Source organism: Denitrobaculum tricleocarpae (genome assembly GCF_007004665.1).
In the GTDB taxonomy this organism is placed as follows: Bacteria; Pseudomonadota; Alphaproteobacteria; order Kiloniellales; family Kiloniellaceae; genus Denitrobaculum; species Denitrobaculum tricleocarpae.
The window spans coordinates 224,667-237,701 of the sequence record NZ_ML660054.1 but is presented as its reverse complement, the minus strand read 5'-3'; the positions used below and the strand labels follow the sequence as shown (position 1 = coordinate 237,701).

Annotated in this window: 16 protein-coding genes; 11 read left to right on the top strand and 5 right to left on the bottom strand. The window is 60.4% G+C overall.

All coding sequences use genetic code 11. The features are described from left to right. Positions 1 to 50 precede the first annotated feature (50 nt). The 6 genes from FKG95_RS10185 to FKG95_RS10160 all read left to right on the top strand — a co-directional run bounded on the left by FKG95_RS10185 (position 51) and on the right by FKG95_RS10160 (position 5,195). A complete protein-coding gene (locus tag FKG95_RS10185) occupies positions 51 to 590 on the top strand; it encodes a superoxide dismutase family protein (RefSeq protein ID WP_179954033.1) in 540 nt (179 codons plus the stop codon). A 332-nt stretch (positions 591 to 922) separates the two neighbouring features. Then, complete coding sequence (locus tag FKG95_RS10180) at positions 923 to 1,501, top strand: TetR/AcrR family transcriptional regulator (RefSeq protein ID WP_142896250.1); 579 nt, start codon at positions 923 to 925, stop codon at positions 1,499 to 1,501. 31 nt (positions 1,502 to 1,532) lie between these two features. After that, positions 1,533 to 1,835 (top strand): YciI family protein, encoded by a 303-nt coding sequence (locus FKG95_RS10175; protein WP_142896249.1) that lies wholly within the window; start codon positions 1,533 to 1,535, stop codon positions 1,833 to 1,835. Between the two features lie 40 nt (positions 1,836 to 1,875). Next, positions 1,876 to 2,484 carry a DNA-3-methyladenine glycosylase I gene (locus FKG95_RS10170; RefSeq protein ID WP_142896248.1) on the top strand — a complete coding sequence of 203 codons (609 nt, stop codon included), beginning with the start codon at positions 1,876 to 1,878 and terminating at the stop codon, positions 2,482 to 2,484. Between the two features lie 160 nt (positions 2,485 to 2,644). Next, positions 2,645 to 3,517 (top strand): alpha/beta fold hydrolase, encoded by an 873-nt coding sequence (locus FKG95_RS10165; protein WP_142896247.1) that lies wholly within the window; start codon positions 2,645 to 2,647, stop codon positions 3,515 to 3,517. A gap of 601 nt (positions 3,518 to 4,118) precedes the next feature. Next, positions 4,119 to 5,195 carry a YheT family hydrolase gene (locus FKG95_RS10160; protein WP_246116736.1) on the top strand — a complete coding sequence of 359 codons (1,077 nt, stop codon included), beginning with the start codon at positions 4,119 to 4,121 and terminating at the stop codon, positions 5,193 to 5,195. A 125-nt stretch (positions 5,196 to 5,320) separates the two neighbouring features. On the opposite strand, the gene FKG95_RS10155 is transcribed toward FKG95_RS10160, so the two are convergent. Next, complete coding sequence (locus tag FKG95_RS10155) at positions 5,321 to 6,184, bottom strand: SDR family NAD(P)-dependent oxidoreductase (RefSeq protein WP_142896246.1); 864 nt, start codon at positions 6,182 to 6,184, stop codon at positions 5,321 to 5,323. Positions 6,185 to 6,257: 73 nt separating this feature from the next. On the opposite strand from FKG95_RS10155, the gene FKG95_RS10150 reads away from it, so the two are divergent. After that, positions 6,258 to 6,686: a MarR family winged helix-turn-helix transcriptional regulator gene (locus FKG95_RS10150; protein WP_142896245.1), complete on the top strand. Its 429-nt coding sequence runs from the start codon at positions 6,258 to 6,260 to the stop codon at positions 6,684 to 6,686. Between the two features lie 312 nt (positions 6,687 to 6,998). Then, positions 6,999 to 7,763 carry a hypothetical protein gene (locus FKG95_RS10145; protein WP_142896244.1) on the top strand — a complete coding sequence of 255 codons (765 nt, stop codon included), beginning with the start codon at positions 6,999 to 7,001 and terminating at the stop codon, positions 7,761 to 7,763. A gap of 87 nt (positions 7,764 to 7,850) precedes the next feature. Here the strand turns inward: FKG95_RS10145 and FKG95_RS10140 are convergent, their stop codons facing one another. Next, positions 7,851 to 8,135, bottom strand: a complete 285-nt coding sequence (locus FKG95_RS10140; RefSeq protein WP_142896243.1) for a type II toxin-antitoxin system RelE/ParE family toxin — start codon at positions 8,133 to 8,135, stop codon at positions 7,851 to 7,853. After that, a complete protein-coding gene (locus FKG95_RS10135; RefSeq protein ID WP_142896242.1) occupies positions 8,135 to 8,431 on the bottom strand; it encodes a CopG family ribbon-helix-helix protein in 297 nt (98 codons plus the stop codon). The genes FKG95_RS10140 and FKG95_RS10135 overlap by 1 nt, the downstream gene beginning before the upstream one ends. 264 nt (positions 8,432 to 8,695) lie before the next feature. On the opposite strand from FKG95_RS10135, the gene FKG95_RS10130 reads away from it, so the two are divergent. Further along, positions 8,696 to 9,961, top strand: a complete 1,266-nt coding sequence (locus FKG95_RS10130; RefSeq protein WP_142896241.1) for a flavin-containing monooxygenase — start codon at positions 8,696 to 8,698, stop codon at positions 9,959 to 9,961. A gap of 168 nt (positions 9,962 to 10,129) precedes the next feature. Here the strand turns inward: FKG95_RS10130 and FKG95_RS10125 are convergent, their stop codons facing one another. Both FKG95_RS10125 and FKG95_RS10120 read right to left on the bottom strand, forming a co-directional pair. Further along, entirely contained in the window at positions 10,130 to 10,696 is a 567-nt protein-coding gene (locus tag FKG95_RS10125; RefSeq protein WP_218940151.1) for an NnrU family protein, read from the bottom strand. A 93-nt stretch (positions 10,697 to 10,789) separates the two neighbouring features. Further along, positions 10,790 to 11,674, bottom strand: coding sequence for a LysR family transcriptional regulator (locus tag FKG95_RS10120; protein WP_142896239.1), 885 nt, complete (start codon positions 11,672 to 11,674; stop codon positions 10,790 to 10,792). A 187-nt stretch (positions 11,675 to 11,861) separates the two neighbouring features. Here FKG95_RS10120 and FKG95_RS10115 point away from each other — a divergent pair, with 187 nt between their 5' ends. Continuing rightward, positions 11,862 to 12,506 (top strand): class I SAM-dependent methyltransferase, encoded by a 645-nt coding sequence (locus FKG95_RS10115; RefSeq protein WP_142896238.1) that lies wholly within the window; start codon positions 11,862 to 11,864, stop codon positions 12,504 to 12,506. A gap of 63 nt (positions 12,507 to 12,569) precedes the next feature. Further along, entirely contained in the window at positions 12,570 to 12,902 is a 333-nt protein-coding gene (locus tag FKG95_RS10110) for an L-rhamnose mutarotase (protein WP_142896237.1), read from the top strand. Positions 12,903 to 13,035 lie beyond the last annotated feature (133 nt).

The window sequence follows — 13,035 nt, the reverse complement described above, 5'->3', positions numbered from 1 at the left end:
CGCGGGAAATGCGGCCTGCTGTTAAATTTGAGCTCGAAAGGAATGACAGGATGAAACGATCTTTGTTGAAAGGCGCGGCTTTCGCCGTCTCCGTAACCCTGGCGGGAGCCGCCCAGGCGGCGGATCACGGCTCGCACACCGCCAGCGCAAAGATCATTGGCCTTGAGAATACAGAGATCGGCTTCGCCAATTTCGAGCAGGGTCCTCACGGTGTGATGATTCACATCCGGGTCACCGGCCTGGAGCCGGGAAAGAAAGGCGTGCATCTGCACAACCACGGTCTGTGCGAGCATCAGGAAGGCTTCACCACCGCCAGAGGGCATATCGGCCTCAAGGAGGGCGGCCACGGCCTGATGAATCCAGATGGGCCGGAAGAAGGCGACTTGCCGAATATCTTCGTGGGCGCAGACGGTATCGGCGAAGCGGAGATGTTTACCACGATGGTGAATATCGGTGGGGGTGGCGTGGGCGACCTGCTCGACGCAGACGGCTCGACCCTGATGATCCATGCCAATGCCGATGACCATGTCTCTCAGCCGATCGGCGGTTCGGGCCCGCGCGTCGCCTGCGGAGTCATCGAAAAAGAATAACCGGGACCGCAACCCGGCCCGATAAGCGTGCTTCGACGGATCGGCCTGCGGGCTGGTTCGTAAGCCTGCGAAACAAAATGCCGGCAGCCGCTTTCAAAGTCGATTGCGGCTGCCGGCCGAGCGCGCCGGCAGCGCTGCCACGTCACGGGTGTTTCTGTCGTCACCATCCGCTCTATCGGTACCTGCCGCCTGGATAACGGAGAGGGGCGGCGGTCTCTGACTGCTGCCGGTATTTCCCGGAAAAACTCTCTTGTGTCCTGGCTTGACTCTTTAGGACGATTGACCTAATTTCCGTTTCTAGGATGAGCGTCCTACAGAATGAAAGCAGGGTCATGAGCGGTAAGACAACCCGGGATGATATCGTCGCGGCGGCGGACGAGCTCTTTTACAAGAAGGGCTTTGAACATACCTCCTTTTCGCAGATCGCCGAGGCCGTGCGGATCTCGCGCGGGAATTTTTACTATCACTTCAAGACCAAGGACGAGATCCTGGAGGCGGTGATCGCGCGGCGGCTCGCCAAAACCCGCGACCTGCTGGCGCAGTGGGAAGAGGACGGCGAGACGCCGGAGGCGCGGATCCGGAGCTTCATCCACATTCTCATCGTGAACCGGGCCGATATCAAACGCTACGGCTGCCCCGTGGGCTCGCTCTGCACGGAGTTGGCCAAGTTGAACCACGTGGCCCAGGCGGATGCCAACAAGCTCTTCACGCTGTTCCGGACCTGGCTGCGCCGGCAGTTCACGCTGCTCGGGCGCAAGGCGGACGCGGACCTGCTCGCCATGCATCTGCTGGCGCGCAGCCAGGGGGTTTCGACCCTGGCGAATGCCTTTCACGGCGACAAATTCATCCGGCGCGAGGTGGAGGAGATGTGCGGCTGGTTGAGCGACCGGGCGCAGGAAGTGGCCGGATAAATCCGTTGGAAAAAAGGGAGACGAAAAAGAGATGTTTATCGTATTGCTGAAGTTCGCGGAGAACAAAAGCCAGGCTGCCCAGTTCATGCAGGCGCACAAGGATTGGATTGCACGGGGGTTCGAGGAGGGCGTGTTTCTGCTGGTGGGCAGCTTACGGCCCGACGACATTCAGCCCATTGGGGGCGGCGGAATTCTGGCCCATGGCAGTTCGCGGGCCGAACTTGAGGCGCGGGTGCAGGAAGATCCCTTCGTGGCCGAGAAGGTGGTCCGCGCGGAAATTACCGAGATCGCACCGGCGAAGGCCGATGATCGGATGGCGTTTCTGCTTGGGTGAGAGGGCATGTTGAAGGCGGCAGCATAGAGGCAGACGCAACGTGAGTACGGCAATCCCAGGTCCGGATGGAAAACCCCGCTGCCGCTGGAGCGGCGCAGCGCCGGAATTCATCGACTATCATGACCGAGAGTGGGGCTTTCCCGTCGCGGACGACCGCCGTCTCTTCGAAAAGCTCTCACTGGAATCCTTTCAGTCCGGCCTGAGCTGGCGGACGATTCTGGCCAAGCGGGATAATTTCCGCACGGCCTTTCATCATTTCGACTTCGATGAGGTTGCGGGCTTCACCGAAGCGGACGTCGATCGCCTGCTGCAGGACCGGGGTATCGTGCGTCACCGCGGTAAGATCGAGGCGGTGATTAACAATGCGCAGCGGGCGCGCGAAATGGTGGCGGCGGAGGGCTCACTGGCGGCGTTCTTCTGGCGCTATGAGCCCGATTTGCAGCACGTCGAGTCGCAGACAGCGTCGGTCTCGGCGGAGTCCAAAGCGCTCTCAAAGGAGCTCAAAAAGCGGGGCTGGAAGTTCGTAGGGCCGACCACGGTCTATGCCTTCATCCAGGCCATGGGCCTGATCAACGACCATGCCGAAGGCTGCGCGATCCGGGCCGACGCGGAACGGGCGCGCAAACGCTTCCTGCGGCCGGGCAGATAGCAGCAATGGCCTCGTTCAGTTAAAAAGCTCTCGTTTCGTCCGGCAGGCTGTTTGTCTAGACTGTCATCACAGACCCTGCCGCCGTCTTGCGGCGCGCAGTGATGCTGTTCGTTTTGAAGATCGTTCAATACCGAAGACCGGCCAACAGGAGAGTGACCCTATGACACCTGAGCTGCACAGCTTTCTCGGGCTTACCGCCGGCGGGTTCCACAGGGTGGTGTACCGGGAGTGGCTGCCGGAAGGGGGCGGCCGGGGCAATGGACGGACTGTCGTCTGCGTGCATGGCCTGACCCGCAACGGGCGCGACTTCGATGCGCTGGCGGCGGATCTGGCCGGGGCGGGCTACCGGGTGATCTGTCCGGATGTGGTCGGCCGGGGCGACAGCGACCGGCTTGCCGATGCGCGGGGCTATGGCTATCCGCAGTACCTGGCCGATATGGCGGTGCTGATCGCGCGGCTGGACGTGAAACAAGTCGATTGGGTCGGCACCTCCATGGGGGCGCTGATCGGGATGATGCTCGGGGCGCAGCCCAAGACGCCGCTGCGGACTCTTGTGCTCAACGACGCGGGAGCAGTGATCCCCAAGGCGGCTCTGGAACGCATTGCGGCCTACGTCGGCGCGGAGCCGGTCTTCGAGGACTTCGCCGCCGCTGAACAGTTTGCGCGTACGACCTACGCGGGCTTCGGCCAACTGAGCGATGCGCAGTGGCGCAAGCTGACCGAGGTGACGGTTCTGGAGACCGGCAATGGAACTTATGGTCTGAACTACGATCCGCGTATCGCCGATGCCTTCAAGCAGGCTGAACTGAACGATGTGGTTCTCTGGCCGGTCTGGGACGCGGTTTCCTGCCCGAGCCTGATCCTGCGCGGAGCGGAGTCGGACCTTTTGCTCGATGAAACCGCGCAGGAAATGACCGGGCGCGGTCCGAAGGCGGAGCTCGCGACCATCGCCGACTGCGCCCATGCGCCGGCGCTGATGGATGCGGATCAGATCGGGATCATCCGCGACTGGCTCGATGCAAAGGCGCCCTGAGAAAGGGGTTTGATCAGGAAGACCCGGCGGCTCGCGGATCAGTCAGACGGATCGTCCTCGTGATGCGCTTGCCACCGGCCCGGCCCGGCTCACCAAAATACGTGAGCCGGCCGGGTTCGTCGGAGAGGAGACAGGCAATGCGACGGCTGTGGTCAGAGCCACAGAGAGAAATTTGAAGGGTACACTATAGTTCGTCATCTGATTGAATGATCACGGGTCGGTAAAAAGTGAATATACTGCTGTTTTACGGCAGGAATAAGCCTCTCACAACGTCCTTCGGTGGCCCAACCCTTTGATTCGCAAGGCTGCGATCTCCGTCCGGCTGAGCTGTCTGTGAACTTACATTTGGAAATTCGTTCCGTGAACCCGAAGGGCCGCACGAACCTCATGCAGTTTTGCATTGCAATTTTCCGGTGCAGCGGCGGAAGCGAAAAGACGAGGGCGCGGGACGTCCCGTTGAATGACAAAGTCTTGAAGATATCTCATTGCTGTGGCGTGTTTTTCGGTGCTGGGCTTGTCGGTGCTGGATTTGTCGGCTCCGGACCAGAGGCTGCCGGCCAGATCGCCGCAAGATCACGCGCGTGCAAGGGGCACTTGGAATTTGGATCGTTACGTAACACCGCAACCATCACCCGGGCCTGAGGCCTGGCGGCCGCGCGCGCCGCTGGACCTGAAAGCCTGGCAGCCGCCGGGTGCCTTCAGGGAACGCTTCCCCTGGATCGGCGGCGACCTGCAGACCCTGCGCAACTACATCCTGCGCCACAGTGCGGATCTTTCGCCCTGGCCGTCGCGGCGTATTGAGATCGGAATGACAGATGGCAGCGGCGACCGTTTGATTGCGGAGGTGCACGAAGGGGAAGAGGCTGCGCGAGAACGGCCCCTGGTGCTGCTGATCCACGGCCTGACCGGCTGCGCCGACAGCGCCTATATCCGCAACACGGCGCGGGTGCTGCTGGCCGCCGGTTTCGCTGTGGTGCGCATGAACCTGCGCGGGGCGGGGCCCACGGCGGGATCAGGCGCGTCTGCGAGTCGCTTCCACTACCACGCCGGCCGCAGCGAAGACCTGCGCGATTTCCTGACCGGACTGCGCGAGCAGGACTCCGCCCTCTGCGCGCAGGGCTTTCACCTGGCCGGCTATTCCCTCGGCGCCAACATGATGCTGAAGTTCCTGGCCGAGTACGGACGCGACTTCCCGGTCCGGGCCGCGGTCTCGGTCTCCGCGCCGCTGGATCTGAAGGCCACCCAGGTCCGGATGATGGCGCCGCGCAACCGGCTCTATCAGAACTACCTGCTCGAGCGCATGAAAGCCGAGACCTCGGCGGCGGTGCTGGAACAGGCCGGGATCACCCGCGAGGCTTTGCAGAAACTGGAAAACATCTTCCAGTACGACGACCGGGTCATTGCGCCCGCCAACGGCTTTGACGGGGCCGAAGACTATTACCGCCGCTGCTCGTCAGGGGCTTTTCTGGAGGCCGTCGCCGTACCCAGCCTGGTGATCCACGCTGCCAACGACCCCTGGATTCCCGCGTCGAGTTACATGGCCGCGCTATCGCTCGAGAACCCTCAGGTCCGGACCCTGTTGCTGGAGAAGGGCGGCCATGTCGGGTTTCATGGGCGAGGCGGGGAGATGGCCTGGCACGATGCGGCGATACGGGCGGTTTTTGCGAAGGCGGCTTAGGGGCGCGCGGATGAAGCCGGAACGGACGGCGCGGCGTCGCTGAGCGGTCTTGCTGCATTTGAAACACACAAGCGAAGCCAGAGGAAAGTAATGCTGAATGGAGCACGGCAAGGTAATCACCGCTTCTATCCGTGCAGCAATCGCTCGAGTAATGCGACGAGTTCTTTCTGCATCTTGGCATCGGCCGCAGCCTTGGGCAGTTTCTTTTCCTTGCGATTTGCGATATAAATCCCCGACCGCGAGCCAAATGCTTGCGGATCGGCGCCATCGACCAGCTTTGCTGCCTGCTTGTCCGCAGGACTGAAGAAGAACGTTGCCAGCCATTGCAGCGGTTTTGGCATTGCCGAATTTCCGCTTGTTGTCATTGCGGTTCTTGTCGCGCCCGGATCGATGGCGCGGATCAAAATGTTGTCTGATTTCAGGTCATCGGACAGAGCCGCCGAGAGAGCGGTGACCGCCAATTTGGTCTGCGCATAGGTGCCCATGATGCCGCCGACCTTTTCCGGGTCGGCCAGATTGCCCAACTCCAGTGTTTTTTGCGCGTTTACGGCACTGGACGAAAAGTTCACGACGATAGCAGGTGTCTCGTTGGCGGGCCGCGCCATCTTCCGCCGCAGGCCCGTGATCAGTTGATAAGGAGCCAAGGTGTTTACGGCGAACTGAGACTCGAAGCCTTGTGCGCTGAGAACCCTCTCGGCGGTCAACACGCCCGAGTTGTTGTACAGCGCATCGATCCGGCCGGGAAAGGCGCCTATCTTGTCCACCGCTGTATCAATTTGTGCAGTATCCATCAGATCCACGGTGATCAGCTCGACCTTCAAGTTCGGATAATTGGCGATGAGCTTCGAGCGCTGCGTTTGGGCTTTCGGTTCGGACCGGTTGACCAAAATCATGTCATCGCCGCGAGCAGCAAGAATTTTGACAATCTCGCCGCCGATTCCACCTGTCGATCCGGTGATAACGGTCCAGTTTGCATCGGTCTCGTTCATCGGTTACCTCTTGTCCGATAGGTATTCCATGTATGTATTCTTAGTGTATATGTAAACTAAATGGAAAGAGCAAGTGGCGATCTCTCCTGCTGACGCAATCTGCCAGTTTATTCCCCCGTTTCTGCGGTTCCTGCGGCAGGGTATGGCCGAGTTGGACCTGTCACCGGCGCGATTTCAAATCTTGCAGGCTTTGAGCAAGGGGCAAGCGCGGTCGATGGTGGATCTGGCGGAACGGCTGTGCGTGACCAAGCGCAACATCACGACCCTGGTCGATGGACTGGAAAAGGACGGATTGGCCGCCCGCCGCCCGCATCCGACAGACAGACGTTCGACACTGGTGGTACTCACACAGACCGGTGAGGCCGTATTTGTCGAAGCCGCAAGGGTGCAGACGGAAAGCCTTACAGAACTGTTAGGCAACCTGGAACCGGCTGAGCGAGAGGCGATGGCTCAGGCGCTCACCCATCTCACAGATGCCTTGGCGCTAAAGCTAGAGAATTAGCCGGGCTGGTCGGAAAATCGCTTTCTGATTGAGCGAAGCCAATCCCGCGAGGCGATTTTCATCCTGTTGCGCACGCCCTTTCTTTCTGGTCCCGGACCGGAATCTTGCCTCTCGGCGGACGTTTCTGAAACCCATAGGTTTTAGTTATCAGCAATAACGATCATTTTGTCCCATCTGCCGGAAGCGGCCATTGGCGCGGTCATCGCAACAACGGCTGAATTACCTAAAAAACGCCACAATTTTGAAGCGAGTGAGTACATTGTATTAACGTGTGTGTGGTTCACTTCGTCGCAGACCGTTCGAGGATAAGTGATGCTGAGAATCATGTTGTTGTCGCTTGTGGCGAATACTTTGGCAGTTCCGAGTGGCTTTGCTCAGATTGCTCACGACCCGATGAATTTGGTCGGGGTCCTAGATGTATCCGGACGCTATGATGGCGAGCCAAGTCCGGTGCTTGGTGTGCCAGTTGATTGGTTCGCCGCCGCTTGGGGCGAGGAAGCTTCACCCAAAGAGTTCACAGTTGCGCGCGACTGGCCGTTGCGTGGCTCGGATATCGATTTGACAGAGCAACGCATCCCTCTTTCGGACTTCTTGCTGATCGAAACCGACTATGAACAACCGCATATCTCCGTCTTCGCCAAGCAAGGGCAATGGCTTGAGGTAAGGGTCAAGGATGCGCCGGTCTGGATTCGCGCAGAGTCCACCGACAAATTTGTTCCCTACACGACCTTGGTTTCAGACAGTCTGCCGTACCTTACGACGTCGAGCATCACATTCGCGGAAACGCCGGACGGACCGCTGAACGAGTTTGACTTTGAACCTAGTATGCAAGGGGCGGAAACCAAGTCTGAGTTTTGGACGCCCACCATCTCCGTCCTGGAAGTCCGTCCGAATCTCTCCGAGACCTCAGCGGGGACAAACTCGACACGCCGAGGCTGGATCAAAATACAGGTCACGGATGTACCGCACTGCAGTGCACTATCCACAAAGACTGAAACGACGATCTTTGAAGGGTGGATTCCGTCACATCAACCGGATGGTTCCGTTTCGGTCTGGTTTCATTCGAGAGGATGTTGAGCAGATCAGGGCGATACGGGCGGTTTTTGCGAAGACGGCTTAGGGGTGCCGCGCTTTAATGTCCAAATGCCTGACCAAAGGCCCTGCTTACCGCTCCTCCAGGGCGTGCCAAACGCGCACAACGAAGACTTGACCCTCGAAGACGCGATAGCGAATGACGTAGCCGCTTGCGCCGAAACGGACGGGCAATTCTCGATAGTCCATTTCCAAATCCCAAGGGCGGCCCCGTTCCGGGAAAGCTGCAAGGGTTTCGGCTGCGGCGATCAGGGTCTTGACGGCGCGGGCGGCTGCGTTCGGACTATGGGGATCGATGAAAGCATGAAGGCGCTTGAGGTCTCCCAGAGCGTCGGGGAGCCATCTGACCTCCGCCATCAGGCGGAATCGGCTTTCGTGTCGCCGCTCTCCGGATCGCTAGACAAGGAGTCGTCGAGCCCGTCCGCCCAGGCCTTTACATCGGCATGATCGAGCGTTTCTCCGGTGAGTTTGTATTTCTCCCAGCGGGACGTCACCAGTAGGCGCTCTTCCTCGAGCGCTTCCTCGACGTCCAGAAAGCGTTCAATCGCCGCTTTCATCAGGTAATGGGGCGATCTGTCCCGCGCTCTGCCGAGGGCTTCCAGACGGCTTTGGGTTTCTTCGCCCAGGCGCACGCCCATGGTTGATTTTGCCATTGTCATCTCAAGTTCGCGATGGATCTCTGAGCATTGTGCAACTTTGTTGAACAGTTTGTCAATGCAGGCTGAATTTTCGCTGTTGTGATTTGCGGCGCTTGACCAGATTGACGGTTCAGCTTCCCGAAAAGCCCACGCACCAGAGATTAGCCATAACCGAAGCAAAGCTTTCCGAATGTGTATTTTCCGACCTTATCCGCTTTCGCTAGAGTGATCTTCGAACGCGCGGTGCAACATCTCGCGCCACACTCGAGGGACCCAGTTATGCCGGTGGAAGAAATCGATACGCTCGTGGTGGGCGCCGGGCAGGCCGGGATTGCCGCGAGCGAGCACCTCGGTAAAAACGCGGTGCCGCATCTGCTCCTGGAGAAGAACCGGGTGGCCGAAGCCTGGCGGTCGGGGCGGTGGGACTCTCTGGTCGCCAACGGGCCGGCGTGGCATGACCGCTTCCCGAACCTGGACTTCGAAGGTGAGGACCCGGATGGCTTTCCAACGAAGGAGCGGGTTGCGGATTATCTGGCGGACTACGCGAAGATGGTCGGTGCGCCGATCCGCACCGGGGTCGAGGTGCTCAAGGCGGAGCGGGTCGAGGGCCGCGGGCTGTTTCGGGTAGAGACGTCAGACGGGCTGATCGAAGCGCGGAACATCGTGGCGGCGACGGGGGCCTTCCAGCATCCGGTGATTCCGCCGATCCTTCCCGAGGATGTGGCCATCAAGCAGCTGCATTCCTTCCATTATCGTAATCCCGAAGAGCTTCCTGAAGGCGCGGTCCTGATCGTAGGCGCGGGCTCTTCAGGGACGCAGATCGCGGATGAGCTCAGGCGGGCGGGCAGGGAGGTCTATCTCTCGGTGGGGCCGCATGAACGGCCGCCGCGTGTCTATCGGGGGCGTGACTTCGTCTGGTGGCTGGGTGTGCTCGGACTTTGGGACATCGAGGCGCCGGGACCGGGGACGGAGCATGTGACGATTGCAGTCAGCGGCGCCTACGGCGGGAAGACGATCGACTTCCGGCGGTTGGCGGGGGAGGGCCTGAATCTGGTTGGCATGACCCAAGACTATCGCGACGGCGTTCTGACTTTTGCCCACGATCTGGAAGAAAACCTCGCGAAGGGTGACGCAAGTTACCTGGCCATGCTGGACGCGGCGGATGCCTATGTCGCGCGGACCGGGATCGAGTTGCCGGAAGAACCGCAAGCCCGCGCGGCCTGGCCGGACCCGGACTGTCTGACCCATCCGATCCGGCAACTGGATCTGGCGGCAGCGGGCGTGACCTCGGTGATCTGGGCCACCGGGTTTCGGCAGGATTTCGACTGGCTCAAGGTCGATGCCTTCGACAAAGCGGGCAAGCCTCTGCATCAGCGCGGCGTTTCATCGGAGCCCGGCATCTATTTCCTGGGACTGCCGTGGCAATCGCGCCGGGGCTCCACTTTCATCTGGGGTGTCTGGCACGACGCGAAGCATGTCGCCGACCATATCGCCACCCAACGCAAATATCTCGAGTACCGGGGACCGGGCGAACGCGCATCATAGACCGCGCAAAGGCGGCGATGCAGGCTGAAAGTCCATAACCTAGTGTGATGTTTCAGAAGTTCGCCGCATAATCTGCGGCGAGTTTTAGACACTGAATCACACCGGATTCAATGAGGTAGTGTCCCGTTGAATCTGAAATTCAATGAAGTGAATTTCAGATTCGGGATACTAGCGCGCGATCACCGGCACGCCGGCGAACCAGGGGTGGAGTGCCATGGCGGCGAAGAAGATCACGAAGCTGATCGCCAGACCTCGGAATTCGACGACCAGGCTCGGCGCCTCCGGCTTCACCCAAGCGCCCTCACGGGCCGAAATCAGGAAAATCTCCGCCAGCGCCCAGAGCCCCAGACCGCCGAAGAGGATCAGCGAGCGGCTGTCGCCGTTCGAGATCAGGTGGGCGACGGACCAGACCGCCAGTCCCGAGAGCTGCGGATGCCGAATGAAGCGCTTTATGCGCGTCGGATAATTTGTAGCCCCCATGAGAATGAAGGCGCAAAGCACGAGGAGCGTGGTTACGGGGCTGGTCCAAGAGCCGAGAGCGTAGAGGAAAAGGGGATCTGTCGATCGCCATCCGAAGATCATCAGCAGGATCGACGTGGCCACCAGGAGGGCAAAGAGAATCCTGTAGCTTTTCCTGCCAAACTTTCCAATGAGCCGGGTCTTTAACGCCGGGCCGAGGCTCGGAACGAAATGGACAGCGCTCCAGAGGATGACGCCGAGAAGCAACCAGATCACCAGACCCTCCATATGAACAGACGCACTGCGAGCCGCGTTACTGGCGAATGCAATAGTCTTTAAGCAAAGCTTGTGATGGGCGCAAATGCTCTCTCACCCCAAGACCTCCTGCAATAAATCGAACACCACCCGGATGCGCCGGCTGCTGCGCAGTTCGCGGTGGGTGGTCAGCCAGATGGGGAAGGTGAAGGGCGGCAGGTCGGGCAGGACGCGTTCGATACCCGGGGTTAGGGCGGCAATTTCCTCGGCCATGATGCCGATGCCCAGACCGTGTTTCACCAGTTCCCAGCCGACCACGCCGCTTTCCGAGCCGACCCTGAAATTGCGGCGGGTGAGGGTGAGACCCGCGCCGTTGAGGGCGGCGATCAGGCGGTCGGCCTGGCCGAAGCCGATGAAGTCGAGATCCGTCAGCGCCTCGGGCGTGGTCGGGCGGCCGTGCGTTTCGAGGAACGCGCTCGAGGCATAGAGGTAGGCATTGGTCTCGCGGATCAGCTTGGCGATCAGGTCCGGCTGTTCGGGCCGGACGTGGCGGATGGCGATGTCAGCCTCGCGGCGGCGCAGGTCGCTGAGCGCGTTGGAGGAGACCACTTCGATCTCGATCTTGGGTGCGGACTCACGCAGGCGCTTGAGCACGGTGGGCAGGAGATACGCTGCCATGGCGTCGCTGGCGGAGATGCAGACCTGGCCTTCGATCGATTGGGACTGGCCCGAGGCGGTCATGGAAATCCGCCCGGCGGCCTCGCCCATGGCACGGACATGGTCGAGCAGTTCCAGGCCGGAGGGCGTGAGAGTGAAGTTGCGGCCGATGCGTTCGAAGAGGATCACGCCCAGTTCGGCTTCCAGCGCGGCAACCTGGCGGCCCAGGGTCGGCTGGGTCTGACCCAGCGCGCGGGCGGCGGCGGAGAGCGATCCCTCCTCGGCGGTGGCGAGAAAAGCCCGGGCCTGGTTCCAGTCGAAGGACACCGTGTTCCAGTTCATCTTGCTGCGCACTCCGTGTGGGAGATCATTCGTCTTTGTGTTCCTCTATGGGGAAAGATCAATCCATGCAAATATGTATAAGTATGCTGCATATTTAGAGGCTATATCTTTTATCTCCGTATGGGTAGAGAAACGCAGAGCCGAGAGCGGCGAGACCTAGAGAGACAAGAGAGGCACGGGAACGACGATGCTGGCTGCGGGAAAATACTGGGACAAGGTGGCGCGGCGCTACGAAACGCGGCCGATCAAGAATTTAACCGCCTATCATGAGACGCTCGATCGGACGCGGGCGCGGCTGTCGCCGAACGACCGGGTGCTGGAACTGGGCTGCGGCACCGGGATGACCGCGCTGAAACTGGCGGACGCGGTGGCGCAGATGACCGCCAGCGATATCTCCGCCGAAATGGTCGCGATCGGCCGGGAAAAAGCTTCGGCGCAAGGGGTAGAGAATGTCGAGTTTTTGCAGGCGACGGCCTTTGACGATGCTCTGGGACGCGGCGGCTACGATGCCGTTCTGGCCTTCAACTACCTGCACCTGATGGAGGACACGGAGGCGACCGTGGCGCGGATCGAAAGTCTGTTGAAACCGGGTGGCGTCTTCATCTCTAAAACCGTGTGCCTGGCCAACGCGAACTTTTTCTTCCGGCTGCTGATGCGACTGATGATCCCCGTGATGCAATGGCTCAACAAAGCGCCTTACGTTCGCGCCATGTCGTCCGCGGAGGTGGAGAGCTGCATAGGTGACGCGGGCTTCGAAATTCTCGAGAGCCGAAGCTTCACCGATCAGTCCATCAGCCGTTTCGTCGTGGCGCGCAAGACCCGGGCGCTGTAGCCTTCCGCCTTGATCCAGGTAACGGTGTCCAGGAATAAGGGACCGGAAATCGGGGAGCAGGAGATGAAACGCTACGGATTTGTGATCGGCATCCGCCCGGAGGATATCCCGGAGTACAAACGGCTGCATGCGGATGTCTGGCCCGAGGTGCTGGCGCAGATCCGGCGCTGTCACATTCAGAACTACTCGATCTTTCTGCGTGAGCCGGAAAACCTGCTGTTCGGATATTACGAGTACCATGGCACGGATCACGCCGCCGATATGGCGCGCATGGGGGAGGATCCGAAAACCCGGGAATGGTGGGCGATCTGCAACCCCATGCAGGCGCCGCTTGAGAGCCGCCGTGACGGAGAGTGGTGGGCGGAGCTCGAACCGGTGTTTCTGATGGAAAAATAATTTTGAACCCTTTCCATTTGCCTACCGACTAATGGACGCCTTTCTCCAAACGGGGGACGGGTGCGCGGCCGCCGGAAACTGCCGAGGTCCCTGAACCTCGCGAGATCTGCGCGCCGACCGCGCTCAAGGTATC

Bases quoted from the DNA above. Each gene is read 5' to 3' on its own strand.
- FKG95_RS10185 (WP_179954033.1), top strand. From the start codon at position 51: ATGAAACGATCTTTGTTGAAAGGCGCGGCTTTCGCCGTCTCCGTAACC.
- FKG95_RS10180 (WP_142896250.1), top strand. From the start codon at position 923: ATGAGCGGTAAGACAACCCGGGATGATATCGTCGCGGCGGCGGACGAG.
- FKG95_RS10175 (WP_142896249.1), top strand. From the start codon at position 1,533: ATGTTTATCGTATTGCTGAAGTTCGCGGAGAACAAAAGCCAGGCTGCC.
- FKG95_RS10165 (WP_142896247.1), top strand. From the start codon at position 2,645: ATGACACCTGAGCTGCACAGCTTTCTCGGGCTTACCGCCGGCGGGTTC.
- FKG95_RS10155 (WP_142896246.1), bottom strand. From the start codon at position 6,184: ATGAACGAGACCGATGCAAACTGGACCGTTATCACCGGATCGACAGGT.
- FKG95_RS10145 (WP_142896244.1), top strand. From the start codon at position 6,999: ATGCTGAGAATCATGTTGTTGTCGCTTGTGGCGAATACTTTGGCAGTT.
- FKG95_RS10140 (WP_142896243.1), bottom strand. From the start codon at position 8,135: ATGGCGGAGGTCAGATGGCTCCCCGACGCTCTGGGAGACCTCAAGCGC.
- FKG95_RS10135 (WP_142896242.1), bottom strand. From the start codon at position 8,431: ATGGCAAAATCAACCATGGGCGTGCGCCTGGGCGAAGAAACCCAAAGC.
- FKG95_RS10130 (WP_142896241.1), top strand. From the start codon at position 8,696: ATGCCGGTGGAAGAAATCGATACGCTCGTGGTGGGCGCCGGGCAGGCC.
- FKG95_RS10120 (WP_142896239.1), bottom strand. From the start codon at position 11,674: ATGAACTGGAACACGGTGTCCTTCGACTGGAACCAGGCCCGGGCTTTT.
- FKG95_RS10115 (WP_142896238.1), top strand. From the start codon at position 11,862: ATGCTGGCTGCGGGAAAATACTGGGACAAGGTGGCGCGGCGCTACGAA.
- FKG95_RS10110 (WP_142896237.1), top strand. From the start codon at position 12,570: ATGAAACGCTACGGATTTGTGATCGGCATCCGCCCGGAGGATATCCCG.